The sequence below is a fragment of the Haloarcula sp. KBTZ06 genome (genome assembly GCF_048595605.1).
Lineage (GTDB): Archaea > Halobacteriota > Halobacteria > Halobacteriales > Haloarculaceae > Haloarcula > Haloarcula hispanica.
The window spans coordinates 396282-421338 of record NZ_CP184337.1; the positions used below are offsets into that span (position 1 = coordinate 396282).

Here is a 25057-nt window from a genome sequence, read left to right on the forward strand (position 1 = left end):
CGAAACGCTAGCGGGAGCGGGACTACTCTCTCTCTCCGAGAGACACAGTGTTCATCTTCTGGCGGCTCGGCCCCATCCCAGCCGGCGGGGTAAAGTCGACGTGGTCGTACCAGAACAGCTCCCTCAGTTCGTGATACACCGGCAGCATTGCGACGTCTTCCCAGTTCGCGTTCTCCAGTTTGATGTACGCGTCGTTCCGGGCGGCCTGGTCTTCTTCTGTCGGTGCCGGGTTATCGCTGAGCGACTGGTATGCCTCCTCTGCCTGCTGTGCGGCGTCGCCGTTCTCCGGCTGCCAGTTGACGTAGGAAATCGGGAAGTCGAGGCTCGTATCGGTCTGTGGCGGGTTCAGCAGCTGGAGGAAGTTGTCCGGGGCGGGCCAGTCGGCGACCCAGCCAAGCGAGTACATCTCTAGCTCGCCGTTGCGGCCACGTTCGAGCAGCGTGTTGAACGGCGCCTGATTGACTTCGAGGTCGATGTAGACGCTCTGAAGCTGGTCCCGGAGGATGCTTGCCGTTTCGCTCCAGACACCGGACTCGTAGATCGTCAGCTCGATGGCGACACGCTCGTTTTCGCCGTAGCCGGCCTCTTCCATCACCGAACGGGCCTGGCCGAGCTGGCTGTCGTCGTAGCCGTACGGGTACTCGTTTTCGGCGCGGTCGTTGTAGTTCTGGGCACCGCCGGGGAAGATGGACTTCGGCGTGAAATTGTACGCGGGCTCGCCGCGCTGCTTGAAGACCTGCTCGACAACGGTGTGCTGGTTCATCGCGTACGCGACCGCCTGACGGACGGGCTTGGGCACGTTGGCCATGTTAAATCCGAGGTAGAACACACCGATGGTCGACACACCGGAGTAGTTGGCCGTCGCGCCGTTACGCAACTCGCCGTAGGTCCCGATCTGACGACCCTGGTCGTCTTCTTCCTCAACGGATACCTTCCCGGGGTCGTACTGCGCCGTGGGCAACTCGAAGATGTCGGCATTGCGGTTCATCGCGTAGTTGTAATTGGCCGAATCGCTCTCGATGACCGCAAAGTGGACGCCGTCGACGCTCGGGCTCTCGCCGTAGTAGTCGTCGTATGCGCCGACTCTGGCTTCAGTTCCGGAGTCCCACGTATCGAACTCGAAGGGGCCGTTCCCGATGGGGTTCGAACTGGAGAACTCGGCCTGGGTCATCTCGCCGTCGTACCCTTCGATGTCGCCAACCAGGCCCTCGGGAACCGGTGAGAAGGAGGAGTACGCGAGCATCTCCAGCGTGGAGGCGAACGGCGCGTCTAGCTGGATCTCGAGCGTTGTTTCGTCAACGGCCGTGACGCCGAGTGTCCCGGGCTCGTACACTTCCTGTTCTTCGCCGTCGACCGTCTCGGTCGTCGTTTCGTGTGTGACGCCCAGCGAGTCCAGAACGAAGTAGGCACGACTGGAGTTGTCAGATGCAGTCAGCCGCTCGAACGCGTAGACGAAGTCACTGGCGGTTACGGTGTCCCCGTTGTGGAACGTCGCGTCCTTCAACTGGAACGTATAGGTCGTGAAGTCGTCGGATACCTCGTAGTCCGCAGCCATAAGCCCCTCTACAGCGGGCTGGCTGTTGGGATAGTTCATCAGCGGATCGAACATCTGCTGGATGACGATCCCCGACTGGGTGTCGGTCGCCTCAATCGGGTCCATCGTCGTCATCGTCCCCGTATTGACTCGCCAGAGGTCACCGTCCTCTTTCAGGTCGGTCCCGACATCGCCCCCACTGCTGTCCGTCGAGTCCATACCGTCTCCGGTCCCCGCCTCGTCCTCAGTTCCGTCACTGTCACTATCACTTGAACATCCCGCCAGTGCTGCGGCCGCCGCAGCACTGCCCGTCGCTTTCAGAAACGATCGACGCTCCATGCTACTTGAACGTGGCATATTGATACCCAAATTGCCCCCCATAAATAGAAGTTATGTCATACAGTAGCTTGAAATATTAAACTGCTTGCATCAAGAAATTCAGTTTATTATCTATAGTAATCTTACATGATATATCCTGTGGTGGCTGATTTCTGGGGGCGGAGATTCACCCCCGCAGAACCGAGTTCTCGGTGTCGCTGACCGCGCGCACGGGATACTACTGGACTGATAGGTGGCAGTAAAGCTGTCGCTATCAGAAACTGCGCTACCAGTCGACGGAGAGTGACCCGTCGCCGTTCGGGTCCGGGGCGATCTCTTCGTTCGTCCGCCGGTCGACGACGTGGATGATGCCCCGGTCTTTCTTCGCCGGGCAGGCCTCCGCGGCCGCGATGTTGTGATCGAGGTCCTCCTCGTCGATGAAGTAGGCCTCGGGCTTGGCGATGCCGGTGTCTAAGTCGAGCGTCCAGTTGCGTGACTTCTCGGCGCACTTGCCCGCGCCGAAGCACTTGTTGGCCTCGAAGATGATCTTGTAGGGCTTCTCCTCGACCGGGGGGCCGTCCTGTTCGCCGAACTCGCTCGGGTCGACGGGGTCGTCCGCGTCTGCCATTACTCCTCGTTCGAGGCGGACCGCCTTTCGATTGTCGGTCTCGGCCGCGTTCGCCCGCTACGTCTCGTCCGTCGACACGACCTCGACGAGGTCCCCGACGGCGAGGTCCGTACCGCGGTCGCCCTCGGGAACGCGGGCGATGAGCATCAGGGTGTAGAAGTGATCGAAGGCGTCCCGGTCGGCCCACTCCGGAAACGTCTCTCGCCGGCGTTCGATGAACCGCTCCCGGAATTCCGGGGTTTTCCTACCGGTGTCAGGGTCCCGCTGGGGGACGACACAGCGACCGCAAGGTGTCACCCCTTCGAAGCGGACGCCGCCGGCCCGGAAGGCAGGAGCGTCCGTACCGACGAAGCGGTCCTCCCAGAACGCCGGAACGCCGCCGATTTCGACGTTCGCGCGGAGTCGCCGTCGCAGCCCTTCGACGGTCACGTCGTCGAACCACGATGCCACGGTCTCAAGCGTCGCAGTGCTGATAACCGACGGTCCCATCTCCCGCCGGTCGACGTATCCGAGCGTTTCGTCGCGCTCGACGGTCAGGTCCACGTCGAAGAACGCGCTGAGCCACTCGGCTGCTCGGGCGCGGTCATCCGCATCCCGGAGTTCGAACGACACGCTATCGCCACCAGTGGTGACCGACAGCGTTCCCGTTCCAGTGTCGTAGCTGGTGTCGGTGTCGTGGACGCGGTCGGTCCGCTTCCCGTTGACCACGTCGCCGTCGGCATCGAACATGGCGAACTCGCGGTCGTGCGCCAGCGTCCCGCCCGGGCGGATCGATACAGAGTCGCAGTCCATGCCGTCCAGTGCCTTGACGGGGTAGACGGTGAGTCGCTCGACGTGTGCCACTATCGGTTGCTCGCTCGGAACAACGAAAACGTTGTGTGGTTACCGGTGAATCTCGACGGATTCGAGCAGCATCTCCTCGGTCGGTGCATCGTTGCGGTCGGTGTCGACGCTGCCGATGGACTCGACGACCTCCATCCCGTCGATGACCTTCCCGAAGACGGCGTGTTTGCCGTCGAGGTGGGGCTGGGCGTCGAGCGTGATGAAGAACTGCGAGCCGTTGGTGTTCGGGCCGCTGTTGGCCATGCTGAGGACGCCCGGGCCGTCGTGGCTGAGTTCGTCGTGGAACTCGTCGTCGAAGGAGTAGCCGGGGCCGCCGCGGCCGGTGCCGGTCGGGTCGCCCATCTGGATCATGAAGTCCTTGATGATGCGGTGGATGTCGATGTCGGTGTACAGTGGGTCGATGCGCTTCTCGCCGGATTCGGGGTCTTCCCACGCACCGGTCCCCGGACCGACTTCGGTCCCGTCGTAGTCGTCGGCACCCTCGGCCAGGCCGACGAAGTTCTCAACGGTGGTCGGTACGCGCTCGTCGTACAGTTCAACTTCGATCTCGCCCTCTGTCGTGTGGAGGGTCGCAGTCAGGTCACTCATACTCAATCGGAGGGAAGCCCGGCAGAAAAGCTTGCCCACTGACCGAGAGTTCAAGTACCGATACGAGGCCATCGCCGCCATGATCTGAGTAGCCGTCGCGTGGCGGGTCGCGGGAGCCCGACACGTCGCCACGCGAGCGGGAGTGTCGGCTGTTCGCTATTCCGGGCTACGGCAGGTGTGACAGTAGCAGCTTCGACACCTGCTCGGGGGCGTCGAACTGAACCCAGTGGCTCGCCGCCGGGAGCCGCTTGACTCGACAGTCCGGGACCCACTCGTCGAGGTCCTCAGTCAGGGCGAGCGAGAGCGCGTCGTCCTGAACACCCCAGATAAGGAGCGTCGACGCTGTCACCGGCTGGTCGCCGATGCCGCCTGCTGTGAGCGTCAGCTTTGCGTTCCGTCGGCCGAGTGCCCGGTAGTAGTTGACTGCGGCCGTGCGCGCGCCCGGCTGCCCGAGCGCCCGCTTGTACCGCGTCACGTCGGTATCGGTGAAGGCGTCGGGGCGGGTCGGCCCGTCAGCGAGGATGCGCTCCAGCACGGTGCAATCCTTCCAGCGGAGGCTGGCCTCGGGAAGGACGGGAAGCTGAAAGAACAGCACGTACCAGGACCGCAGAACCTGGTCGAACGAGCGGCGGAGCTCTCGCTCGTACGCCGACGGGTGGGGTGCATTCAGGACCGCTAGCTGGTCGACGATATCGGGACGGTCGATGGCGGTCTGCCAGGCGATGACGCCGCCCCAGTCGTGCCCAACAATGTGGGCCTGTTCGCGGTCGAACGCCGAAACGAGACCCGCGACGTCGGCGACCAGCTCGTCGATGTGATACGCCGCGACGCCGTTGGGCTTGTCGGAGTGATTGTACCCCCGGAGGTCCGGCGCGACCACGCGGTAGCCGGCGTCGGCGAGCGCCGGGATCTGGTGTTTCCATGCGTACCAGAACTCCGGAAAGCCGTGCAACAAGACGACGAGGTCGCCGTCCGGCGGCCCAGCGGTCACGGTGTGGAGCCTGATACCGTTGGTGTCGACCAGCTCGTGGACGCCGGGTGTTTCTGATGCGGGTACTGTCCACGCAGTGCTGTCGCGAGCGCTGGCGTGTTGTCCCATTAGAATCACTTCGCCCGCTCGGTAGAAGTGGGTTCCGCTCCGTACCCCGTCGCCGGATTAGAAGGCCCGGAGGTCGTCGAGTATCTCCGCTGCGCTGCCGTCGGCAATCGCTTCACGGGCCTGTTCGAGGCCGTCCTGAATACTGTTGGCGTCCTCGCGGGCGTAAATGCGGAGGGCGGCGTTGAGCGCGACAGCGTCGGCGAAGCCGTCCTCGCGCTCGCCGGCCAGCACGGCCTCGGTTATCGCCGCCGACTCTTCGGCTATGTCGTCGACCTGCAGGTCCTCGCTTTCGATGTCCATTCCGTACTCGCCGGTACGGATTTCGAAGTCCGCGATGTCCTCGTCGTCGGACTCCTCGCCGGTGACGGGCCATTCGGCCACGACCGTCTCGCCGGGGCGAACGTCGTCGTAGCCTTCCATTCCCTGGAAGAACAGGGCACGCTCGACGCTGCTGGTTTCAGATCGTGCGAGCGTTCGGACCATCTTCTTCGCGAAGGCCAGATGGTAGAAGCTGCCGAGATGTACGCTGGCGTTGGCCGGGTTCGCGAGCGTCTCGACGGTGTTGACGAAGGTCCGGACGCCCATGTTGTCGCGGCGCTCGAACAGGGCGTCGATGCCGGGATTGAACGCCGGCTGGTAGTAGAAGCCGAAGCCGACCTCGTCGACCATATCGGCGCTTTCGCTCGGTTCGATCTCCGTTCGGACGCCCAGTTCGTCCAGAACGTGCTTGTAGGCGTCCTGTTTCTGCGTGGGGACGCGGTCGCCGGAGTGAACGACAACGGGCGTGCCCGCGGCGGCGGCGACGACGCCCGCGGCGACGCCAAGAATCGCGGACCGACCTTTGCCGTCGTAGTTGGCCCCGCAGTCGACCGGGTCGGCGTCCGGAGCGGCTGTCTCGACCGATTCCTCGGACATCACGTCGACATAGGCAGCCAGTTCCTCTGGGGTGTTGCGCTTCCAGCGGTTGGCGAGCCAGAACGCGCCGAGCGTCGTGTGGTCGGGTTCGTCGCCGAGGATGCGTCGGAACGCCTCCCGGGCCTGCGTGCGGGACATATCGTCGGCCGATTTGTGACCGGAGCCGACGACTTCCGTCATGAGTCGTTTGAGCGGCCATTCGCCGTACTCCCGGGTCGCTTGCGCCATGGAAACGTGTTCGGGCCAGAGTTCAAAAGCCCCTGCGTTTCGTTCTCAATTTGCGGGAACTGGCTGCGGTCCCGAAAGGGATACACGACTACACTCCTAACCGAATACAATGAGTCTCCAGTCGGGCGAGTGGCGCGAGCAGATCGATGAGGTAGACGCTGCGCTCATCGACGAGTTCCAGAGTGACTTCCCGATTCAGGAACGTCCCTTCGAGGCTGTCGGTGAAGCGCTGGGGGTCTCAGCAGGGACAGCACTTGACCGGGTCAAAACGCTCCGTGATGACGGCATCTTCCGCCGCTTCGGCCCGGTTCTGAACCCGCCGGTCATCGGCTCTTCGACGCTTGCTGCTGTCAGTGCCCCGGAGGATCGGTTCGACGAGGTCGCCGAAATAATCAACGAGTACCGGCAGGTGAACCACAACTACGCTCGCGACCACGAGTGGAACATGTGGTTCGTCGTCACTGCAGGGTCCCGAAAGCGACGCGACGAGATTCTGGCCGAGATCGAGGAGCAAACCGGCTGCTCGGTGCTCGTCCTGCCGATGCTGACAGACTACTACATCGATCTGGAGTTCCCGGTCGTCAATGGGGACCGGTTCGCCCGGGAGAGTCTGGAGACAACTGACGCCAGTGCAACGCGAATAAGCGAGGACGCCGCCGTCGACCTCTCAGAACTGGACCGGCGATTATTGCTCGAAATCCAGAGTGGGTTCCCGCTCGTCGCGACGCCCTACCGGGACGTGGCGGACGCTGTCGATGCCGACGTGTCCGAAGTACTCTCGGCTATCAAGCAACTCCAGCGGACCGGCTGTATCAAGCGCATCGGCTGTGTCGTGAACCACATCGTTACCGGGTTCGACAACAACTGTATGGTCGTCTGGAACGTGCCGGACGACGCCCTCGACGAGCGGGGACAGGCAGTCGGGGAACTCCCCTACGTCACGCTCTGTTATCACCGGCCACGCCGCCCGGAGCAGGACTGGCAGTACAACCTCTTTACCATGATTCACGGGCGCGAAGCGAGCGTGGTCGACCAGAAGATAAACGAACTCGCCACCGAACACCTCCCCTACGAACACGACCGGCTCTACTCGACGGCGACGCTCAAACAGACCGGAGCGCGGTACGACGATATCGTCGGCCAGTAGGGCCTGGATAATAAGGCAGCCAGTTGGGACAGCCGGAATCCTTTTGCAATTCTGTTCTAAACATGCTAGCTAATGACAATGGGTCGGCAAGCGACAATCCTCGTCGTTGACGACGAACCAGCCGTGGCCGACGTGTACGCGGAACAGTTGCGGGACCGGTACACAGTCGAGACGGTATACAGCGGTGAGGCCGCCCTTTCGAAGCTTGATTCCGCAGTCGACGTTGTCTTGTTGGATCGGCGGATGCCGGACCTTTCCGGCGACGAGGTGCTGTCGGCGATCCGTGAGAAACGCTACGATACGCGCGTAGCCATGGTGACCGCGGTAGACCCCGACTTCGACATCATCGAGATGCCTTTCGATGACTACGTCCTCAAACCGGTGTCGAAGGAGGACCTCTTCGGGACAATCGAACAGTTGCTCCTGTACGCCGATTACGAGGAACGCCTGCGTGAGTGCTACTCGCTCACGGCGAAATACGCGGCACTGGAATCGTCGAAACCACAGGCCGTCCTCGATGAGAGCGAGGAGTTCTCCGAACTGAAGGCCGAACTCGCGGAGGTCCGGGCGGAGCTTGACGATATCACCGATTCCTTCGACGCCACTGACTTCGAGTTGCTGTTCCGGGACTTCGAGACGGGCGAATCGATGCCGGACAACACACAGCTCTGACCCGGTTCGGAGCGGGTCGTTTCTACGGTGGCGATGCTCACGGCGACCCGCCCACCCTTTCGAAAGCACTAACCGATTCTCTTCCATAGGAAGGGCAATGAGTCAGCAACTCCCGGACGTGCAGGCGTCGAGTCCGGACGTAACGGTCGGTCTCAATCGCGTCGGTGTGACGGGCGTCGAGAAACTCGTCAAACTGGGGCGTCGTGACCGCGACCCCATCGTACTCATGGCGGAGTTCGAAGTGTTCGTGGATCTGCCGTCTTGGCGCAAGGGGGCCGATATGTCCCGCAATATGGAGGTCATCGACGAGACGCTGGAAACCGCCGTGTCCGAGGAAGCCTATCGGGTCGAGGATGTCTGTGGCGACGCCGCCGAACTTCTGCTGGAGAAACACGACTACACGACGAAGGCGGAGGTCCGGATGGAAGCGGAGTACGTCACCCACGAGTCCACGCCGGCCTCCGGGATGCCGACGCAGTCGACCGCCGATATCATCGCCTCGGCGACGGCGACCGAAGACGGGACGAGCGAGGAGATCGGCGCTCGCGTCACCGGGATGACTGTCTGTCCGTGCTCCCAGGGGATGTCAGCCTCCCGTGCCCGCGAGACGCTCCAGCAACTCGACGTCGACGACGACGTCATCGAGGAGTTCCTCGAAACGAACCCGCAGGCCGGCCACTCACAGCGCGGCCACGCCACGCTCACAGTCCAGAGCGACGGCGCGCCCGAAGTCGACCTGAACGAACTCATCGAAGTCGCCCGCGACTCGATGAGCGCCCGCATCTACAACCTCGCAAAGCGGCCCGACGAGGACCACATGACCTACGAGGCCCACAAGGACGCCAAATTCGTCGAGGACTGCGTTCGTGCGCTCGCCGAGGGCGTCGTCGAGACGTTCCCGGACTTGCCGGACGATGCCGTCGTGACGATGAAACAGTCCAACGACGAGTCCATCCACCAGCACAACGCCCACGCCGAGCGTGTGGCGCAGTTGGGCGATCTGCGGCAGGAAGTTAGCGAGGACAGCGAGGACTGAGCGCAGCGAAGTACTCGGAACGTCGGAGCGGGGAGCATAGCGACCCGCGAGACAGCGGTAGTTTTTGAGCACAGCGAAGTCATCAGGACGTTGAGCGAGGAGCGCGAGACGCAACACGTCTCGGTTACGAACGGCGAAGCCGTAGGCGTAGCGACTCGCGAGATTGCGGTCGCTGTCTGTGACGCTGTTTCTAACTCTCTGCTGACCCAGCTACGGCGGGCCGACCGGCTTCGCTTCGGCCCAGTGTTCTTCAAAGGCCTGGCTGATATCGGCAGTGAAATCGGAGTCCTTCATGTCGATGACGCCGAAGGTTTCCTCGCGGCCGAGAGGGTGTGGGACCTCGATACAGACCTCGACGCCGTCGAGTAGCTCGAACGTGGTCCTGATGTTCGGGCTAGCGCGGGCGCTGTAGTTGTCGTAGTGGAAGAGGCGCTCGTAGTACTCGCGGTTGGCCTCCTCGGGAAGGCTCTCGAACAGATCCGGTCGGACGAGCAGGGACACCTCGACGCCCCGTTCCAGCGCCGCTTCGAGTTCATCGACGATCCGCTCGGTGCCGGAAAGAATGTCCACTTGCCGGGCGGGTGCCGAGCCGACCATGATGATCTCGTCGTCGGCGGCAGCCAGCCGTTCGAGCAACAGGTCAAGCGAGTCGTTGGGGCCGACGGCAGCCGTCCAGAACGGCTCCTCGACGGGGTCTGCCGACTCCAGTTGTGACGAGAGGTCGTCGACGATTTCCTCGTACTGGCCGACCTTCTCCTGGAGTTCGCGCTTCTTGTCTTCGAGCAGGCGGTCGAGGGCGGTGTCCGGCTCGACGGCGACGTATTTCTTGGGTCGGCTGGCGGTCTGGCTGCGGACGAGATTGTACGTTTCGAGGCTGTTGAGCACGTCGTAGATGCGGCCCATCGGGACGTCGCTGGCCCGCGATAGTTCCTTGGCCGTTGTCGGTCCCGTTTCCAGTAGCGACCGGTATGCTCTAGCTTCGTACTCGGAGAGGCCGAGATCTCTGAGACTGGACATACCCATACATCAGGGTACGTGTGCAAAAACTTGTCGGGGGTTTACCGTTTGTCCACGTTTGCTGCCGTTGTTCGTGTCAGCGTTCGCCAGTTATCGAGGCTTCGAGGTCGGTCGGCGTCGTCCCCTCGGCGACGATAGCGTCCCCGTCGAGGAGTCGCGCCGTGCCGTCGCCGTCCGGCTCCGGGACGACGGTGGTCTCGTGGTCGGCCAGCCGAAGTGCCGCGCGGTGGAGGTCCGTTCCCGCTTCGGCCCCGACGGTGAGCGTCTGGGGTTGCTGGAGGCGGGCCGCGACGCCGGCGTAGCCGGCCACCTCGACGCCCATCCGTTCTGCTGCGCCGGCGAAGGACTCGACGGCTGAAAGCGCCGCGTTGCGGTATCGGTCCTCGCCGGTGAGTGCCGCGAGGTCGACAAGGGCGTCAGCCAGTTCCACTGTCGCGTCGAGCGGATGGAGCGAGCGGTTACAGAGCCCCGCCCCGCTGGCGGGACCGTCGCGGAACGCGCCGCCGTCCTGTTGACGGTTCTCGATGGTCCAGTCGGCGACAGCTCTGGCCGGCCCCGGCTCACCGAGGACCTGCCAGCTCGTCGTCAGGCCCTGGAGGAGCTGGGCCTGGTCAAGCAGCAGACCGGTATCGCTGTCCGCGCCGTCGTAGTGGGCGACTTCGCCGTCGTCGACGAGTGACTCACAGACAGCGTCCCGGGCGCGACTGGCATACTGCTGGGCACGCTCGTCGTCCGTGTAGGCAGCGACCCACAGCAGGGCATCGATGGCGAGCCCGTTGCGGTCGGCGAACACCGTCTCATCGACGTTGGGCGACACCGTTCCTTCACGCTCTGTCGGCTCCAGCCGGTAGTACTCGTCCGAACCGGCCTGACTCGCCGCGAACGCGTCGCCGGCCCACAGCGTCGTCGTGAGGTAGTCGACGGTCCGCTGGGCGGCGTCCCGGTACGCCTCAGTTCCGGTGTACCGGTAGCCGTGCGCGAACGCCCGGACCAGGGCGGCGTTCTCGTCGAGCAGTTTCTCGCGCCGGGGGTTCCCCCAGTTGCGCTCCGTCGAGTATCGGAAGAAGCCGCCGTCGTAGGTATCGAGCAGGTGCGTGTGAATCGCTTCGAGTGTTCGGGTGGCCTGGTCTCGCGCCCGGACGAGAGCGAACTCGACGGTCCGTGGCAGCGGGAACTTCACGTCGGTTCCCCAGCCGCCGAACTCGTCGTCGAACGCGCCAAGCAGTTGCTCGACCATGTGTTCCTCGATGCGCGGCCGGAGCTCACCGGCCGGCGGCGATTCGTCCTGAAGCTGTCGGGGAACCGAGCCCGCCGCCGAGCCCTGTGCGTCCCACGATTCTCGCACGGAGTCCAGAATGCCGCGGAACCCGTCCGGCCCGAGGAACGTCGCGCCGGTGATAACCTCGCCGTCAGGAGTCAGAAACACCGTTGACGGGAACCCACCCATCGTGTACCGCTCGCGGACGCGCGGATTGCGGTCGGCGTCGACACGAACCGGAATGAATCCATCGTTGATGTTGGCCGCGATGCGCGGCTCGCCGTACGTGCCCCGGTCCATCGCTCGGCACTCGGCGCTCCACGGGACCGTCAGCGCCAGCAGCACCGGCTTCCCCGACTCGGCGGCGTCCTCGAACGGGGCTGTGCCCCACTCGCGCCACTCGACCTTGGTGTCGCGTGCGTATTCGTCCATACCAAGCCTGGGCGGTGGGCGTACAAAGGCCCTCTCACTCCCGGCGAAAGACCGATTGGCGGGGCGGCCCAAACGTCGGCGATGGATACCCAGCAGGCGATTCCCGAACCACCGGAGCCGGTCACGCCGGGCGACCGGCCGCCCCGTCTCGGCCGTGTCCCGTTCGTCGACAACACCGCCGCGATGTTGCGTGACCCGCTGGGGTTCTACGACCGCGCTGGTGGCCACGAGGCCGACGTAGTGGGGTACAACGTTGCCGGGACGACGGGCTGTTTCGTCTGCCATCCAGACCTCGTCGAGCAGGTGCTGGTAACCGATGCTGACGCCTACGAGAAGGGGCGACTCCTTCAGGACACCCTCGGACAGTTCATCGGCGAGGGACTGTTCTTGCTGGAGGGCGAGGAGTGGCAGCGCCAGCGGACGGCGCTCCAACCGGCGTTTTACCGGGAGCGCATCGCCGCCTACGGCGACACGATGACTGAGTTCGCTGACCGGACGGCGGCGGGCTGGAGCGACGGCCAGCGCATCGACGTGCTCCCGCACATGCAGTCGCTGACGCTGAACATTCTCGGCAAGACGCTGTTAGACGTGGACATCGAGACCACCGCTGACGCGCTGGAGCCGCTACTCGACGCGCTTCGCAAGCGGCTGGACCCGCGGTCGCTGTCGGCGTACCTCCCGCTGTGGGTCCCGACGGGAACGAACCGCGCCGTCAATCGCTCGCTGGCCGAGTTCCAGGCCACGCTCGACGACGTTATCGCCGCCCGCCAGCGCGAGAACGAGAGCGCCCGCGAGGCGCGCGACGACGTGCTCTCCCTGCTGCTCTCGCTCGACGACGAGACGATGGACCGCGAGCGACTGGGTCACCAGCTCTTGACCTTCCTCGTCGCCGGCCACGACACGACGGCGCTGACGCTCACGTACGCCTGGTTCCTGCTGGCGAACAACCCCGAGTGCCAGCAGCGCCTGCACGAGGAACTTGACGCGACGCTGGGGAACAGCCGGCCGACGCCCGATGACCTGTTCGAACTGCCGTATCTCGATGCCGTGCTGAACGAGGTCCTGCGGCTGTACCCGCCCGCGTTCACGGTGTTTCGCCAGCCGACGGAGCCGGTGACGCTCGGCGGGTACGAACTCTCGACGGACGCACAGCTCACCCTCCCGCAGTGGCTCGTCCACCGGGACGAACGATGGTACGACGCACCTGACGCGTTCCGTCCCGAGCGATGGAACGACGACCTCGAAGCGTCTCTCCCGGACTACGCGTATTACCCCTTCGGCGGCGGCCCGCGCCATTGCATCGGCATGCGCTTCGCCCGGATGGAGGCCAAACTCGCGCTGGCGACCATCGCCCAGCAGTACGCTGTCGAACCGGTCACCGAACCGCCGCTGTCGCTGGCGATGCAGATTACGCTGAGCCCCACAGAGCCCATCGAGGTCCGACTACGGGACCGCTGACCCGCTACCCCGGTGGCCGACAGCCGGGTCCCGCTCTCGAAAGGCGTTTGGGGGCGGGCCTGCAAGCAGTGGTATGCTCCGGGTCATCGGGCTGTTGCTGCTCATCCCGCTGTTCGACATCGTGTTGCTGGTGGCACTTGCAACAGGAGTTCTATTTCCTGTTCCACCGCTTGTTCTCATCGCGCTCGTCGTCCTGACGGCGCTCGTCGGCATGCTGCTGGTCCGCGCCGAAGGCCGTGCGACGCTTCGGAAGATCCAACAGCGGCTCGCCGTCGGCGAACTCCCCACCGACGAACTCATCGACGGCGGGCTCCTCATCGCCGCCGGCGCGTTCTTCCTCACGCCCGGCCTGGTTACGGACTTCGTCGGCCTTCTGCTTGCGGTGCCGTTCACCCGCTACCCCGTCCGTGCCGCCACACGCCGCTGGGTCGTCCGGCCCTACATCGACGCCAAGACCAGCGGTTTCGCCAGCGGCCAGGTGTACGTCGGCGGGTTCCCTAACGACGAGAACGGCCCGGCCGGCCCCGGTGCGACCGGTCCAGATGGCGGCCCCAGTTCGGGGTCCGGTTCCGGCTCCGGCACCTCCTTCGACCCCACCGAAGCCACTGACGTCGACTTCGACGATAGCGACGAAAACTGAAGCCCTGACGCGGTTTCACATCCCTAACCGGCCGCGAAACGTTACCCTTTTCAATACCCCTCGGGTACAACTGAATGCGTCGGGCCAATAGCTCAATCAGGTTGAGCGCTCGGCTGATAACCGGGAGGTTCGCGGTTCAAATCCGCGTTGGCCCATACCGAGTTCTTCCCGTTCTTTGCTTTACCAGAATCAAAGCTACAGCGTTGTAGCTTGACGATTTCGGCGGCATGAAAGATGTCGTTGAAGGAATTCTCTGTCAACTCGCAAGGGAACCTTGCGGACCCTGCCGCCGTCTGGCGTTTACTACGGCTCAGGCTGTTCTCACGAGGTGGTTCCGGTGACCGACTCGGAGTACCGAGAGACGTACGCCAACAAAGCTGCGACGTGGAAGCTGCACCCTATTAGACGGTAAACCGGCGCTTCTGGCCTTGCTCGGAACTGGTGACGGAAGGAATTGACCAGACGACCACACACAGTGTTGAACAGCTACGGGTGCGTTCGGCGTTGTCTAAAGAGACATCACATGACATACCACCGATAATACCATGAAGCCGTCCCACCGTGACGAACGTATGGACCTCGCAAAAGACTTTTTCGACGAGTGGGCGGGCTTTTACGATGCTAATTACGAGGATCAGGAAATCGGCGATGTTGAGTTCTACGTTGATCTGGCCGCAGAGACCGATGGCCCGGTTCTCGAAGTCGGTTGTGGAACAGGCCGCATCTATCTTGAACTCCTCCGGGCTGGTGTAGATGCGGACGGTATCGATATCTCTGCGGAGATGCTTGAGGTTCTAGAGCAGAAAGCCGACGAAGCTGGCCTCACACCCGCTGTCAGGCAAGCCGATATGACTGGCTTTGCTACTTCCCGGAAGTACGAACTCATTATCGTCCCGTTCCGCACCTTTCTCCATAACGTCACAGTAGCGGAGCAGAAGGCGGCGCTCCGACAATTCCGCGAGGCTCTCGCGCCGGATGGACGACTTGTCCTGAACTTCTTTGTCCCGAGTTTCGATCTGATCTCCCAATCCTATGACGAGCCACAAACACGGTCTGTGACATATCAGGGCGAGGAATACGTTGTCACCAACATATCCCGGCTTGTCGACGAAGTTGCGCAGACTGTCGAAACGGAGCGAACGATTGCACACGACGGAGATGTGGTTCGACGGGCAACGTTTCAACTGGCCCTCCTTTCGAAGTCAGAGTTCGAGCTCCTTCTGGAGACAACCGGATGGAGCGACTGGACTGGCTATGGCGGCTTTGACCGGCAACCGCTGAAAGACGGGGCAAAAGAGATGGTCTGGGTTGTGAAAAAATAAGCTGGTCCCTCGGCTCCGTTTCGGCGAACCATCCACACCGATTTCATCATATTCGCGGTATTTCACACGGGGGAACGACCACTAGCAGAAGTGAGTAGACATCCTGCCAGTCAGTGCGCACGCTCACTCTGTTCATAGCGATTACCGGGGGTGACACAACAGGCCCGGCCCGGAAGGCTTTCCTTCCAGTTGTCTGTCAGTAGCTGTATGCGACGACGCCAGTTCCTCGCGGGCGGCACAGCCCTCCTCTCGGCTGCTGTCGCTGGTTGTGGCCATCCCTCCGTCGTGCTGGACATGGACGACGGGACAGCGACCGATATTGCCGACGAAGTTTCGATATCGCCTGACTCCGAATCGGCGGAATACACGGTTGTCTCAGCGGCCATCGAAAACGGCTCCGCGACGCGCCGGGGCCGAAACGAACTGTTCGACCAGATAGATACCGTCCGGATCGATGAGACCTTCTACGAAGTTTCGGAGACGCCACTTGAGAGCAACGAAGTGACGGTGTACGAGGTGCGAATCGATTTCGACCCGGCTGATTCGACGGCTGAAATCGGTGAAATCGCCTATGAGGAGCTACCGGCGGTGGACCGCCAGCGACTTGACCCGATTATTTCAGACGACAACCCGCCCACCGGGGACGGGTACGACGTGGGTGTCGGGTACGGAACCGCCGAGGAAGTCGGCGACGGGTCGGTGTTCGTTCCGGAGCGCCAGTACGATATTATCGTCCACGACGGCGACCGCTATCGGGTTACGGTCAGTACACGAACGACAACAGAGACCGAATACCGGTACGAGGCGACGGAAGTCGCGTCGGGTGTCGCCTCGTTTGCTGACCAGATTCGAGACCAGTACTTGTTCACCCTCTCAGGCCTTTCCGACGCCGAACGAGAGGTCGTCGAGGAGGCCATCGACGGCGGATACTTCGAGGACAACGAAGCCTTCCAATCGGTCACTGACCGCATTCGGGAGCACGAGGGAATCGAGGTCACGGATAGCTACGGGACGTGGCTTCTGGCCTACGAACAGGGCGAGTATCTCACGTACGTCGAGTGGTAGCTATCCGGTGTACTCGTCGAACAGGTCGGCGACACGCTTCTCTATCTCGTCGCGGATTTCCCGCACCCGCTCGACCGACTGCCCGTGCGGGTCCTCTAGCGCCCAATCACGCACTGCGATGTCGGCATCGAGTTCGAGCATCGAACACCCCATCGTCGCAACGACGGTGCAACTGTTGAGTTCGTCGTCCGAGACCGGTCGTGGGGCCCGGTCAGACAGATCGATGCCCAGTTCTTGCATGGCTTCGACGACTTCCGGATGCACTTCGTCCGCGGGGTCTGTGCCGCCGGTCAGGATTTCGACCTCGTCTTCGAGTCCGCGTCGGGTGCGTTCTCGCTTGGCAAACGCTGTGGACATCTGACTTCGGCCCGCGTTCTGGACACAGACGAATCCGAACTTCAGGGGCGTATCAGTCATCGCGTAATAGTTCCGAGCGAGCGGAATAACCCTTCCTAAGACCGCTATTGTGGTCTATATATCCGAGACTCTCCACCGGCCGGTAGCAGCGGCTGGCGGGCCGACCGTGGGTGGAACGCCCCCACGTACGTATAGTCCCTCCACATTGAGGGGGCAGTTCCTTCGGCTATCCCAGTCCGTGCCTGAGTACATGCCGGAGTACCGCTTCACGTGCCCGAACTGTGATGCGTGTGCAACGGTCGACGGTGGCGTTCGAGAGCGCCTGTTGGTTGTTGGATGCCCAGTCTGTGCCGGGCCAGTCGATACCCCGGCGTTCGTCGAGGTTTCGCCACACAGCACCGATCGTACCTGAGCCACGCCGTTGCCCGCACTGAATTGGTCCGAGAGCTGCGATGTCTGGATCGCAGCTTTCACTGATTACACAACTTATTTGAACCTATCTTAAGACTGACTGAACATGATAGAAGACGCACTTCGCTACCAGACACAGGGCGATGACTGGGTCAAACGCGTCGCCCTCGGTGGCGTCGTACTGTTTTTCGGCTTTTTGCTCGTTCCGCTGTTCACGTTCCAGGGATATATGCTCGAAGTGATGCGCCGGGTCCTCAGGGGCGAGACTGACGCTCCACCCGCCTGGGACGAACTGGATCTGGTCGACATAACTGTCGACGGAGTCCGGCACGCGGTCATCGTTATGGGGTACGGTCTCTTGCTCACCCTCGTGCTCGCTCTCCCGGTCCTGCTGATTATCGGCGGTGGACTCGGCGACTCAGGGGGGCTGCTGCTCCTTGGCTTTCTCATTGCTGCCTTGCTCTACTTTATTGGCGTTCTCGCAATGGCAGTGATACTGCCCGTCGCGACAGGGAACTTCGTCCGGGCTGATAGTATCGCTGCGGGTTTTGACCGGGATGTTCTCTCGTCTGTCGGGACAAGTCGAACGATGCTGATGGCCGTGGTGATGGCGTTTGCGGTCAACGTCATCGTCTCCGTTGGAGCGACCATTCTGGGATTCACCATCGTCGGCTACCTCGCGGTTCCGTTCCTCGCGTTCGTCGGCCAGTCGGCCATCATGTACGTCTGGGGGCGTGGCTTCGCGGACGCATACGAGGAGGAGTACGGCGAACCGCCGCTCGCACCCACGACTGCGACCGGCGGGACACACGGGTCCGGGCCAGCCACGACAGGGACCACTCCGAGCGTGGATGAACCGATAGGAGACAGCGATACTGACCAACCGAGTTGGAGCGACGACACCGACGAGAGCGGATTCGGCACTTCAGCCTGGGACGACGCCGGTGACGGTGACAGCGGGCGACGCCGATAACGGTTGCTGGATACGGGTCGTTTACCGCAACGCGAAGCGCTGTTAGAAATCGCTTAACTGCGACTGGAGCCCGGCGACCAGTTCGGACTTGCGCCGTAATTGCCCGAGGGTGACGGGGAGTTGGTCGGCGATGGCCGTCAGCGTCTCCTTGAAGGACTGGGCGGTCCCGGGTTCGCCGTCGAACGCGTTGCGGACACCCTCGCGTACCTGCCAGACGCCGACCGGGGCCCAGTAGTCGTCGGTGATCTCCCGCAGCACCAGACACTTCGCCTGTCTGTCGCGCTCCTGCAGGTGTTCGAGGACGCCGAGTCGAGCCGCGTAGTACGCCCCTGCAGTCTCCTCAACGTAGGCGGTCCGTCCCTCGTAGCCCTCGTGAGCACTGGACATGTAGTAGCCCGTCTCGGGACGGGGGTTCCAGACGCTCTGGGGGGCTTTCATCTCGACGAGTTCGAACTCCCAGCGGCCGGGCGCAAGCACCACCCAGTAGCGGTTTCCCATGTACTCGTTGTACCACAACTCCGGCTTATCGATGGTGTCGGCGTTGCGGAGCGTCCCGCGGACGTACTGCCCGACCGTGTCGTCGACGGCGGTGATCGACCACCGCGTCGGCACTAGCGACCGCTCGCTGGCCTGCCCGAGCGCACCCGCCGAGAGGATGGTGTTGATGTCGTACACGTCGAACCCACGGCGGTACAGATACGCCATCGCACCCTCCGCGCGCCAGTCGTCGTCCGACAGCGTCTTTTCGACGGGTCGGGGAACGTGGGGGTTCTCCGCCAGATCGGCACCAGTCGCGTGGGCGCGCGGCCCCGTCGGCGTCCCGACGTCGTCGAAGTTCACATCCATCTCGGGAGTGCCGTCGAGACCCACCTCCACATCGACGGGATGGTCCGCGATAGCGACTTCTCGCTGGACGCCGACGAAGCCGTTCCAGACGTCGTGAACCCCGCCACCGCCCCGCCCGCCGCCGGCGCTGACGGAATCGACTGATGTCGTCTGGGTGGAGTTCACCATGCCGGTCCGGCGCTGGAGGACGTCCTCGATACCAAGTCCCTCCTGGTACCAGTCGCCGCTGGTCGCGAACCCGGCAGCGGCGGCGTCGGTATCGACCGGGGAGAGCAGGCCCGTCGAGACATTGGGATACCCCGACCGGCCGACGAATATCTCCGGGGCTGTCGATCCGAACAGCGAATCGCCCTGCACTGCGGCCTCGAACTGCCGCTCGACGTCTTCGAGGTGGTCCGTGATGGCGTAGGACTTCTCCGCCGCGAGGCGGCGCCGCTGTGCGGCTTCGTCCTCCTCGAACCCCTCGATGAACTCGTCGAGTTGCATCTGTCACGCCTTCGGTCCTCCCCGATAAGAACCTTTCCGGCGGTCCGTGGGAGAGCAACTCTTACAGGGTTGGATTGAGTAACAACAGGTGATATAAATCATGGTAAATACAACGAAGTGGTTCCTCCTCGGCGCGACGCTGGTCAGCATGGTCGTCGTATTCGTCTCTGCCGTCATTCCCGTCGCGTACCAGCAGGCGCTCGTCAACCTTCTCGTCGGAGAACTCGCGGCCCTCACGCTCGCACACTCCACCTACCGCGTCTCGTCGGGGAAACAGGTAAGCCCCGTTGCAGCGGCGATAGCCATTCTGTCCGGGATTGTCCTGTTTCTCTCACCCATCCTCATCGAGCCTGTCGACCCAATCCTGTCGATAATGTTCGCCGCCGGAGCCGTTGTCACCGTCGGCGGGCTGGTCGGTGTTCTCGGTCGGGTACTCGGCGGTGAAGAGGGTCGACAGACCGGTGCCGAGCGAATCAGCAGAAACGCCGGAAACTGACGGGCCGACCACAACGTCTATACCGACGGGTCAGCCACCCTCGGACAATGCCGGTCATCGAATGCGACGAGACGACGGCCCGCGAGCGTCTGGCGGATGCGGGACTCGACATTGACGCGGGAAACACCGACCACGAGCGCTGGCGCGTCGAATACGGCGGCGCGACGGCGGTCGCCTACGACGGAAAAGTCGTCGTACAGGGTGAGGGGACTGCACGACTTGAGGCCCTGCTGCGCGGCACTGACGGCGGGCGCGTCCATGCATATTTTGATGGCGCATCGCGGGGAAACCCGGGACCGGCCTCAGTCGGCTACGTGCTGGTTGACGACAGCGGGATTGTCACGGAGGGTGGAGAAACGATAGGAACGGCGACAAACAACCAGGCGGAGTACAAGGCGCTCATCCGCGCGGTTGAAGTCGCACGCGATTACGGATTCGACGATGTCCATATCCGGGGTGACTCAGAGCTTATCGTCAAACAGGTTCGTGGCGAGTGGGATACGAACGACCCAGACCTGCGCGAAAGCCGTGTCCGCGTGCGCGAACTGCTGACCGACTTCGACGACTGGCAGATCGAGCATGTTCCGCGGGAAATAAACGACCGTGCAGACGAACTAGCTAACGACGCACTCGACGATGACTGACCTGCCGACAGATGTGACCGAACAGGCCGAACGGCTGACCAGGCTCGCTCGCGAAGTAGTTGATGATGCCGAGGCCGACGCCTACAGGACTGAACGCGACGAAATCCTCGCGGAGTACGACTACACTGCCCGTATCAGAAACGACGAGACGGGTGACGTACTCGTCTGCCATCCCGTCGAATGGGTCGATGACGGCGTCATCCGTCCGGAGCGGGTCGACGACATCGACCGTGGCGTCGAGATACGGCTTTCGGGCCCCGGCGACCCGGACGAGTGGGCGGAAATCGACGCTGCAAACCGAGCCGTCGTCGAAGCTGTGACCGAAACACACGGTGAGACACACGGCGCCAACGCGGAGCTGCTCGCCGATTTCATGGGTAACCACTACGCGAAGCCCATCTCGGAGGCGACACCGGACGAAATTCAGGAGTTTCGGGACGACTACGTCCGACGGAACGCGTGGCCAACTGCGGAACAACAGTCGGCCCTCGACCAGTCGATCCGTCTCACTGTGGAAGAAGCCGGTGGCCGCGTCCCCGACGCGTAACCGTTCGGTATACCCGCCGGTAGCCAGGTTTGGTTCGCATTAAGAATTGATTAACAGTAGTTCGCAGGTGCCCAGATGCGAGTCTACTGCTGCGCCGCGATCAGGTCACGGAGTTCGTCGGCTCGACCGTCATCGGAGATGAACTTCCCGAACACCCATCCGAGCTGGTCGAGGACTGCGTCCTTGCCCGACTCGGTCAGGGAGTACTGGTTCGTTCGCTTGTCGAGTTCGCTCTTCTCGACGAGCCCCATCTCGACGAGGTCGTCGAGGTTCGGGTACAGGCGACCGTGGTTGACTTCGTCGTCGTAGTATTCTTCCAGTTCGCGCTTGATAGCGAGACCATACCGTGGCTCTTCAGCGAGTATTACCAGGATATTCTGCTGAAAAGCGGTAAGCTCTTTTGCGATGCCCGGACTGTCAGTAACTGTTTGTGCCTCTGACATAGTTGAGTAAATGTCAGCAAGCTATTTAACACTTGTTAACTCTGGCGCACAACGCCTGCTGTGGGGCATTAACCACCACACAACTAGCAGGTACAATAATATCGAGAAAATTATATTATATGGGTTCAGTTAAATTGAGTTTCCGATTAATCTGCTTTCAGATTGTCGTTTACAGGTAGTAAGTGTAATCTAAGAATATATCTATAGTTAGATATTATTGGGTTATATAGCGCATAATACCGAATAGCTGTGGCTATTACGAAAGGATTTTTTGACGGCGTCGCGCAGTCGCCGGTGATGACGAACCTCTGGGAAGACCTGGAAACTGGACCGAACCCGCCCGAAGAGATCTACGCTGTCGTCGAGTGCCTGAAAGGCGAGCGTAACAAGTACGAATACGAGAAGGACATCCCTGGTGTCGTCCTCGACCGTGTTCTCCACTCGAACGTTCACTACCCGTCTGACTACGGTTTCATCCCGCAGTCGTACTACGACGACGAGGACCCGTTCGACGTGTTAGTCCTCGTCGAAGACCAGACGTTCCCCGGCTGTGTCATCGAGGCCCGTCCCGTGGCCCTGATGAAGATGGACGACGACGGCGAGCAAGACGATAAGGTCATCGCAGTTCCGATCGAGGACCCGCGCTACGATCACATTGAGGACCTCGACGACATCCCGCAGCAGACCCTCGACGAGATCGACGAGTTCTTCTCGACCTACAAGAACCTCGAAGAAGGCAAAGAAGTCGAAACGCTGGGCTGGGAGGACAAAGAAGCCGCAAAGGACGCTATTGTCCACGCCCAGGAACTGTACGACGAAGAGTTCAACTGACGCTTCCGGGACCACATTTTTGCGGTTTTGTTCCACCGCCGCCGTATTTCCAGAAGTAATACCGGCAGGTGTCTCCGATTATGTATGAGCATGGGTAATTTTTTGTCCGTGTAACTACTATCGATATGTGTATGGCTACTGATGACACCGACGCGGCGCTGGACCACACGACTGTCGTTCCGCGAGTCGAGCGGCGGTCGACACCCGGAATCGCACATCTGACCGTGGTTCCGGAGAACGCGGACCAGTCGTCCTGAGCGTGGGCTGTATCGATGGTTTTGCCGCTTTCGGTGACGCGGCTCCGAAAAGAAGTTTCTTGTTCCTGACCTGACTAACGGGTCGTATGGGATTATTCGACCGATTGAAGGGAGACGACGCACCGCGTGTTGCCTTCTTCGGCATTGACGGCGTACCGTTCAGCCTCATCGACGAACACCCCGACGTGTTCCCGAACCTCACGGAGATGGCATCGGACGGAAGCGCCGGCCCCATTGACAGCATCGTCCCGCCCGAGTCTAGCGCCTGCTGGCCGGCTCTGACGACTGGCGTTAACCCCGGACAAACGGGTGTCTACGGCTTTCAGGACCGCGAGGTCGGGTCATACGACACCTACGTCCCGATGGGGCGTGACGTGCAGGCGACGCGCCTCTGGGACCGCGTCACCGACGATGGCCGCAATGCCACGGTTCTGAACGTGCCGGTTACCTTCCCGCCACAGCGGAACGTCCAGCGGATGGTGTCGGGCTTCCTCTCACCGGGCGTGGACAAGGCCGCCTACCCGGACGAACTCCGAGATCACCTTCAGGACAGCGACTACCGGATCGACGTCAACGCCAAACTCGGCCACGACGACGACAAGAGCGATTTCGTCGAGGACGCCCACAAGACGCTAGAAAAACGCTACGAAGCGTTCAAACACTACGTCGAGCAGGACGACTGGGACCTGTTTTTCGGGGTGTTCATGACCACTGACCGGGTCAACCACTTCCTGTTCAAAGACTACGAGCGCGACGGCGAGAACCAGGAGGCGTTCTTCGAGTTCTACAAGCAGGTCGATGCCTATCTCGGTGACCTACGCGACCGACTCCCCGACGACGTGACGATGGTCGTCGCCTCGGACCACGGCTTCACCTCCCTCGACTACGAGGTTCACTTCAACGAGTGGCTCCAGCAGGAGGGGTGGCTCGACTATGCGACCGACGACCATTCCGAACTCGGCGACATCAGCGAGGACACGAAAGCCTACTCGCTCATCCCCGGTCGCTTCTACATTAATCTGGAGGGCCGCGAACCGAACGGCAGCGTTCCCGAATCCGAGTACGAGTCCGTCCGTGCGGACCTCAAGGAGAAACTCGAATCGCTGGAAGGCCCGGACGGCAAGAAGGTCGCCGACCGTGTCGTGACCAAGGAAGACGCCTTCCGCGGCGACCACGACGACATCGCGCCGGATCTCACCGTCGTCCCGAACCACGGGTTCGACCTGAAGGCCGGATTCAAGGGCTCCGATGACGTCTTCGGTGTCGGGCCGCGAAACGGCATGCACAGCTTCGACAACGCGACGCTCCTGGTTGATGACCCGGACGTTCGCATCGAAGACGCCGACCTCTACGACATCGCGCCGACCGTTCTCGACCTGCTCGACCACGACTTCGACCGCGCGAAGTTCGACGGTAGCAGCCTCGCCTGAGGCTGCCGTCTCAGTCGAGTGATTCCGGTATCTGCGCCGAAAACAGCTTAGAACAGTCCGTCCAGTTTGTCGTTTGTGAACTCGTCCGGGTCGGTCGTCCCGCCCTGGGAGTCAGCCGCCTCGCGGGCGCGCTTCATGAACTCGTCGACCCGTTCGGACCGTTCGACGCCCGAAAGGACGATGAGTGACGCGATTTTGTCGGAGCCGAGCGGGAAGTCCCCGCCCCGGACCTCCATGCTCCCGGTCTGGTCTTCCACCCAGCGGCGCGCTCGTTCGACGCCCTTCCGCGAGAGGCGTTCGGGGTCGCCCGCGACGACGAGGAGGGCCGAGTCGGCCTTGACCGCGTTGGGCAGGCTCATGCTCGTGAGGAGGGCTTTCCGGGTGACGCTGGTGATGGTGTTGACGTTCTCGCCGGCGTCCTCGCTGGCCTCGGCGCTGGCGTAGCCGATGGAGGCGATGCCGCCGCCCCTGAGCGTGTTGATGATCTCTGAGGAGTCGACGACGCTCTCACCGACTCCCTCGACAGCCTCGCCGGAGGCAAACAGCAGGCCGACCCGCTGGGAGATAGCGTCGTTGACGCGTTCGAACCCGGCAGCGACGCTGTCGCCGCTGCCCCGCCAGGCGTCGTTGTCGACGAGGAGGAGGGAATCGGCCTCGCGGGCGGCGGTCTTGAGCGAGCGACCGGCGTTTGCCTGGTACAGACCGCCTTCGTCCCGGCCGGGGAGGATGCCGAGGACGTACACCGGCTTCTCGTAGATGCGCTTGAGTTCGCGGGCGAGCATCGGTGCGCCGCCGGAGCCAGTGCCACCGCCGAGTCCGGCGACGACGACGATGGCCTCGGCCTCGGTCGTGATGCGCCCGTCGAGTTCGTCGAGCACCTCGGTGGCGTTCTCCTGCATAATCTGGGCCCCGAGTTCGTTGTCACCGCCGACGCCGTGACCTTTCACGCGGTCCTGTCCGATGAGGGCCGTGTCGATATCGAGGTCCTGGAGGTCGGCTCGCGCCGTATTAACGGCGAGGGCCCCCCGGACAGCGTCGAACCCCATGTCGTAATCGAACTGGGCAAGCGACTGGGTTACTTTCCCGCCAGCCTGCCCGACACCAATCAGGACGACTTTCATACCAGATGTCTTGTG

27 protein-coding genes and 1 tRNA gene are annotated in these 25057 nt (G+C 62.4%); 16 read left to right on the top strand and 12 right to left on the bottom strand.

All coding sequences use genetic code 11. The features are described 5' to 3' along the window. Positions 1–22: 22 nt before the first annotated feature. From ACNO8S_RS02165 to ACNO8S_RS02190, 6 genes are all read right to left on the bottom strand, one after another. On the bottom strand, positions 23–1873 hold the full coding sequence (locus ACNO8S_RS02165; RefSeq protein ID WP_420182780.1) for an ABC transporter substrate-binding protein: 1851 nt from the start codon (positions 1871–1873) through the stop codon (positions 23–25). Between the two features lie 265 nt (positions 1874–2138). After that, entirely contained in the window at positions 2139–2480 is a 342-nt protein-coding gene (locus ACNO8S_RS02170; protein ID WP_008310891.1) for a ferredoxin, read from the bottom strand. A 57-nt stretch (positions 2481–2537) separates the two neighbouring features. Beyond that, a complete protein-coding gene (locus ACNO8S_RS02175; protein ID WP_420182403.1) occupies positions 2538–3323 on the bottom strand; it encodes an MOSC domain-containing protein in 786 nt (261 codons plus the stop codon). Between the two features lie 39 nt (positions 3324–3362). Next, positions 3363–3911 carry a peptidylprolyl isomerase gene (locus tag ACNO8S_RS02180; RefSeq protein WP_008310888.1) on the bottom strand — a complete coding sequence of 183 codons (549 nt, stop codon included), beginning with the start codon at positions 3909–3911 and terminating at the stop codon, positions 3363–3365. 166 nt (positions 3912–4077) lie between these two features. Then, positions 4078–5010, bottom strand: a complete 933-nt coding sequence (locus tag ACNO8S_RS02185; protein ID WP_014039517.1) for an alpha/beta fold hydrolase — start codon at positions 5008–5010, stop codon at positions 4078–4080. Positions 5011–5067: 57 nt separating this feature from the next. Then, positions 5068–6153 carry an anthranilate phosphoribosyltransferase gene (locus tag ACNO8S_RS02190; RefSeq protein WP_014039518.1) on the bottom strand — a complete coding sequence of 362 codons (1086 nt, stop codon included), beginning with the start codon at positions 6151–6153 and terminating at the stop codon, positions 5068–5070. 109 nt (positions 6154–6262) lie between these two features. Between ACNO8S_RS02190 and ACNO8S_RS02195 the strand changes: the two genes are divergently transcribed. The 3 genes from ACNO8S_RS02195 to mptA all read left to right on the top strand — a co-directional run bounded on the left by ACNO8S_RS02195 (position 6263) and on the right by mptA (position 9008). Further along, positions 6263–7300 (top strand): AsnC family transcriptional regulator, encoded by a 1038-nt coding sequence (locus ACNO8S_RS02195; protein WP_014039519.1) that lies wholly within the window; start codon positions 6263–6265, stop codon positions 7298–7300. 72 nt (positions 7301–7372) lie between these two features. Further along, positions 7373–7972 (top strand): response regulator, encoded by a 600-nt coding sequence (locus ACNO8S_RS02200; protein WP_023843125.1) that lies wholly within the window; start codon positions 7373–7375, stop codon positions 7970–7972. A gap of 97 nt (positions 7973–8069) precedes the next feature. Further along, positions 8070–9008: a GTP cyclohydrolase MptA gene (mptA, locus tag ACNO8S_RS02205; RefSeq protein ID WP_050037546.1), complete on the top strand. Its 939-nt coding sequence runs from the start codon at positions 8070–8072 to the stop codon at positions 9006–9008. Between the two features lie 210 nt (positions 9009–9218). On the opposite strand, the gene ACNO8S_RS02210 is transcribed toward mptA, so the two are convergent. Together ACNO8S_RS02210 and ACNO8S_RS02215 are read right to left on the bottom strand one after the other, a co-directional pair. Further along, positions 9219–10025: a TrmB family transcriptional regulator gene (locus tag ACNO8S_RS02210; protein WP_008310877.1), complete on the bottom strand. Its 807-nt coding sequence runs from the start codon at positions 10023–10025 to the stop codon at positions 9219–9221. Positions 10026–10101: 76 nt separating this feature from the next. After that, entirely contained in the window at positions 10102–11715 is a 1614-nt protein-coding gene (locus ACNO8S_RS02215) for a DUF255 domain-containing protein (RefSeq protein ID WP_420182404.1), read from the bottom strand. A gap of 81 nt (positions 11716–11796) precedes the next feature. Here ACNO8S_RS02215 and ACNO8S_RS02220 point away from each other — a divergent pair, with 81 nt between their 5' ends. The 5 genes from ACNO8S_RS02220 to ACNO8S_RS02240 all read left to right on the top strand — a co-directional run bounded on the left by ACNO8S_RS02220 (position 11797) and on the right by ACNO8S_RS02240 (position 16200). Continuing rightward, positions 11797–13173: a cytochrome P450 gene (locus tag ACNO8S_RS02220; RefSeq protein ID WP_420182405.1), complete on the top strand. Its 1377-nt coding sequence runs from the start codon at positions 11797–11799 to the stop codon at positions 13171–13173. A 73-nt stretch (positions 13174–13246) separates the two neighbouring features. After that, positions 13247–13813, top strand: coding sequence for an FxsA family protein (locus ACNO8S_RS02225; RefSeq protein ID WP_420182406.1), 567 nt, complete (start codon positions 13247–13249; stop codon positions 13811–13813). A gap of 81 nt (positions 13814–13894) precedes the next feature. Beyond that, positions 13895–13968, top strand: a tRNA-Ile gene (locus ACNO8S_RS02230). Positions 13969–14385: 417 nt separating this feature from the next. Continuing rightward, positions 14386–15135 carry a class I SAM-dependent methyltransferase gene (locus ACNO8S_RS02235; RefSeq protein WP_420182407.1) on the top strand — a complete coding sequence of 250 codons (750 nt, stop codon included), beginning with the start codon at positions 14386–14388 and terminating at the stop codon, positions 15133–15135. A 207-nt stretch (positions 15136–15342) separates the two neighbouring features. Continuing rightward, positions 15343–16200: a hypothetical protein gene (locus ACNO8S_RS02240; RefSeq protein ID WP_420182408.1), complete on the top strand. Its 858-nt coding sequence runs from the start codon at positions 15343–15345 to the stop codon at positions 16198–16200. Here ACNO8S_RS02240 and ACNO8S_RS02245 read toward each other — a convergent pair whose 3' ends face one another. Then, positions 16201–16617, bottom strand: coding sequence for a low molecular weight phosphatase family protein (locus ACNO8S_RS02245; protein WP_050037550.1), 417 nt, complete (start codon positions 16615–16617; stop codon positions 16201–16203). A 190-nt stretch (positions 16618–16807) separates the two neighbouring features. On the opposite strand from ACNO8S_RS02245, the gene ACNO8S_RS02250 reads away from it, so the two are divergent. Continuing rightward, positions 16808–16969 (top strand): DUF7560 family zinc ribbon protein, encoded by a 162-nt coding sequence (locus tag ACNO8S_RS02250; protein ID WP_420182781.1) that lies wholly within the window; start codon positions 16808–16810, stop codon positions 16967–16969. Between the two features lie 105 nt (positions 16970–17074). Next, positions 17075–17941 carry a DUF4013 domain-containing protein gene (locus ACNO8S_RS02255; protein WP_129756029.1) on the top strand — a complete coding sequence of 289 codons (867 nt, stop codon included), beginning with the start codon at positions 17075–17077 and terminating at the stop codon, positions 17939–17941. A gap of 42 nt (positions 17942–17983) precedes the next feature. On the opposite strand, the gene nreA is transcribed toward ACNO8S_RS02255, so the two are convergent. After that, complete coding sequence (nreA, locus tag ACNO8S_RS02260) at positions 17984–19273, bottom strand: DNA repair protein NreA (RefSeq protein WP_050037552.1); 1290 nt, start codon at positions 19271–19273, stop codon at positions 17984–17986. Positions 19274–19373: 100 nt separating this feature from the next. Between nreA and ACNO8S_RS02265 the strand changes: the two genes are divergently transcribed. Genes ACNO8S_RS02265 through ACNO8S_RS02275 form a run of 3 tightly spaced genes read left to right on the top strand, consistent with a single transcriptional unit; the run spans position 19374 to position 20960 of the window. Further along, complete coding sequence (locus tag ACNO8S_RS02265; protein ID WP_050037553.1) at positions 19374–19769, top strand: hypothetical protein; 396 nt, start codon at positions 19374–19376, stop codon at positions 19767–19769. A 47-nt stretch (positions 19770–19816) separates the two neighbouring features. After that, positions 19817–20413 (top strand): ribonuclease HI, encoded by a 597-nt coding sequence (gene rnhA, locus ACNO8S_RS02270; protein ID WP_014039529.1) that lies wholly within the window; start codon positions 19817–19819, stop codon positions 20411–20413. Next, entirely contained in the window at positions 20406–20960 is a 555-nt protein-coding gene (locus ACNO8S_RS02275; protein WP_014039530.1) for a DUF7108 family protein, read from the top strand. Before rnhA ends, ACNO8S_RS02275 begins: the two co-directional genes overlap by 8 nt. Before the next feature lie 83 nt (positions 20961–21043). On the opposite strand, the gene ACNO8S_RS02280 is transcribed toward ACNO8S_RS02275, so the two are convergent. Next, the gene (locus ACNO8S_RS02280) at positions 21044–21403 is read right to left on the bottom strand and encodes a PadR family transcriptional regulator (protein WP_004518536.1); all 360 of its coding nucleotides are present in this window, start codon (positions 21401–21403) and stop codon (positions 21044–21046) included. Between the two features lie 297 nt (positions 21404–21700). Between ACNO8S_RS02280 and ACNO8S_RS02285 the strand changes: the two genes are divergently transcribed. The 3 genes from ACNO8S_RS02285 (at position 21701) to ACNO8S_RS02295 (ending at position 23921) form a co-directional block, all read left to right on the top strand. Next, the gene (locus ACNO8S_RS02285; RefSeq protein WP_004593839.1) at positions 21701–22234 is read left to right on the top strand and encodes an inorganic diphosphatase; all 534 of its coding nucleotides are present in this window, start codon (positions 21701–21703) and stop codon (positions 22232–22234) included. A gap of 131 nt (positions 22235–22365) precedes the next feature. Then, positions 22366–22491 (top strand): hypothetical protein, encoded by a 126-nt coding sequence (locus ACNO8S_RS02290; RefSeq protein ID WP_004593838.1) that lies wholly within the window; start codon positions 22366–22368, stop codon positions 22489–22491. Between the two features lie 86 nt (positions 22492–22577). Then, positions 22578–23921 (top strand): alkaline phosphatase family protein, encoded by a 1344-nt coding sequence (locus ACNO8S_RS02295; RefSeq protein ID WP_014039532.1) that lies wholly within the window; start codon positions 22578–22580, stop codon positions 23919–23921. 47 nt (positions 23922–23968) lie between these two features. Here the strand turns inward: ACNO8S_RS02295 and ACNO8S_RS02300 are convergent, their stop codons facing one another. Beyond that, positions 23969–25042, bottom strand: a complete 1074-nt coding sequence (locus ACNO8S_RS02300; RefSeq protein WP_014039533.1) for a tubulin/FtsZ family protein — start codon at positions 25040–25042, stop codon at positions 23969–23971. Positions 25043–25057 lie beyond the last annotated feature (15 nt).

Bases quoted from the DNA above. Each gene is read 5' to 3' on its own strand.
- ACNO8S_RS02255 (WP_129756029.1), top strand. From the start codon at position 17,075: ATGATAGAAGACGCACTTCGCTACCAGACACAGGGCGATGACTGGGTC.
- ACNO8S_RS02265 (WP_050037553.1), top strand. From the start codon at position 19,374: ATGGTAAATACAACGAAGTGGTTCCTCCTCGGCGCGACGCTGGTCAGC.
- ACNO8S_RS02195 (WP_014039519.1), top strand. From the start codon at position 6,263: ATGAGTCTCCAGTCGGGCGAGTGGCGCGAGCAGATCGATGAGGTAGAC.
- nreA (WP_050037552.1), bottom strand. From the start codon at position 19,273: ATGCAACTCGACGAGTTCATCGAGGGGTTCGAGGAGGACGAAGCCGCA.
- ACNO8S_RS02210 (WP_008310877.1), bottom strand. From the start codon at position 10,025: ATGTCCAGTCTCAGAGATCTCGGCCTCTCCGAGTACGAAGCTAGAGCA.
- ACNO8S_RS02245 (WP_050037550.1), bottom strand. From the start codon at position 16,617: ATGACTGATACGCCCCTGAAGTTCGGATTCGTCTGTGTCCAGAACGCG.
- ACNO8S_RS02280 (WP_004518536.1), bottom strand. From the start codon at position 21,403: ATGTCAGAGGCACAAACAGTTACTGACAGTCCGGGCATCGCAAAAGAG.
- ACNO8S_RS02250 (WP_420182781.1), top strand. From the start codon at position 16,808: ATGCCGGAGTACCGCTTCACGTGCCCGAACTGTGATGCGTGTGCAACG.
- mptA (WP_050037546.1), top strand. From the start codon at position 8,070: ATGAGTCAGCAACTCCCGGACGTGCAGGCGTCGAGTCCGGACGTAACG.
- ACNO8S_RS02290 (WP_004593838.1), top strand. From the start codon at position 22,366: ATGGCTACTGATGACACCGACGCGGCGCTGGACCACACGACTGTCGTT.
- ACNO8S_RS02220 (WP_420182405.1), top strand. From the start codon at position 11,797: ATGGATACCCAGCAGGCGATTCCCGAACCACCGGAGCCGGTCACGCCG.
- ACNO8S_RS02170 (WP_008310891.1), bottom strand. From the start codon at position 2,480: ATGGCAGACGCGGACGACCCCGTCGACCCGAGCGAGTTCGGCGAACAG.
- ACNO8S_RS02225 (WP_420182406.1), top strand. From the start codon at position 13,247: ATGCTCCGGGTCATCGGGCTGTTGCTGCTCATCCCGCTGTTCGACATC.
- ACNO8S_RS02190 (WP_014039518.1), bottom strand. From the start codon at position 6,153: ATGGCGCAAGCGACCCGGGAGTACGGCGAATGGCCGCTCAAACGACTC.
- ACNO8S_RS02295 (WP_014039532.1), top strand. From the start codon at position 22,578: ATGGGATTATTCGACCGATTGAAGGGAGACGACGCACCGCGTGTTGCC.
- ACNO8S_RS02275 (WP_014039530.1), top strand. From the start codon at position 20,406: ATGACTGACCTGCCGACAGATGTGACCGAACAGGCCGAACGGCTGACC.
- ACNO8S_RS02165 (WP_420182780.1), bottom strand. From the start codon at position 1,873: ATGGAGCGTCGATCGTTTCTGAAAGCGACGGGCAGTGCTGCGGCGGCC.
- ACNO8S_RS02180 (WP_008310888.1), bottom strand. From the start codon at position 3,911: ATGAGTGACCTGACTGCGACCCTCCACACGACAGAGGGCGAGATCGAA.
- ACNO8S_RS02200 (WP_023843125.1), top strand. From the start codon at position 7,373: ATGACAATGGGTCGGCAAGCGACAATCCTCGTCGTTGACGACGAACCA.
- rnhA (WP_014039529.1), top strand. From the start codon at position 19,817: ATGCCGGTCATCGAATGCGACGAGACGACGGCCCGCGAGCGTCTGGCG.
- ACNO8S_RS02185 (WP_014039517.1), bottom strand. From the start codon at position 5,010: ATGGGACAACACGCCAGCGCTCGCGACAGCACTGCGTGGACAGTACCC.
- ACNO8S_RS02240 (WP_420182408.1), top strand. From the start codon at position 15,343: ATGCGACGACGCCAGTTCCTCGCGGGCGGCACAGCCCTCCTCTCGGCT.
- ACNO8S_RS02215 (WP_420182404.1), bottom strand. From the start codon at position 11,715: ATGGACGAATACGCACGCGACACCAAGGTCGAGTGGCGCGAGTGGGGC.
- ACNO8S_RS02300 (WP_014039533.1), bottom strand. From the start codon at position 25,042: ATGAAAGTCGTCCTGATTGGTGTCGGGCAGGCTGGCGGGAAAGTAACC.
- ACNO8S_RS02285 (WP_004593839.1), top strand. From the start codon at position 21,701: ATGACGAACCTCTGGGAAGACCTGGAAACTGGACCGAACCCGCCCGAA.
- ACNO8S_RS02235 (WP_420182407.1), top strand. From the start codon at position 14,386: ATGGACCTCGCAAAAGACTTTTTCGACGAGTGGGCGGGCTTTTACGAT.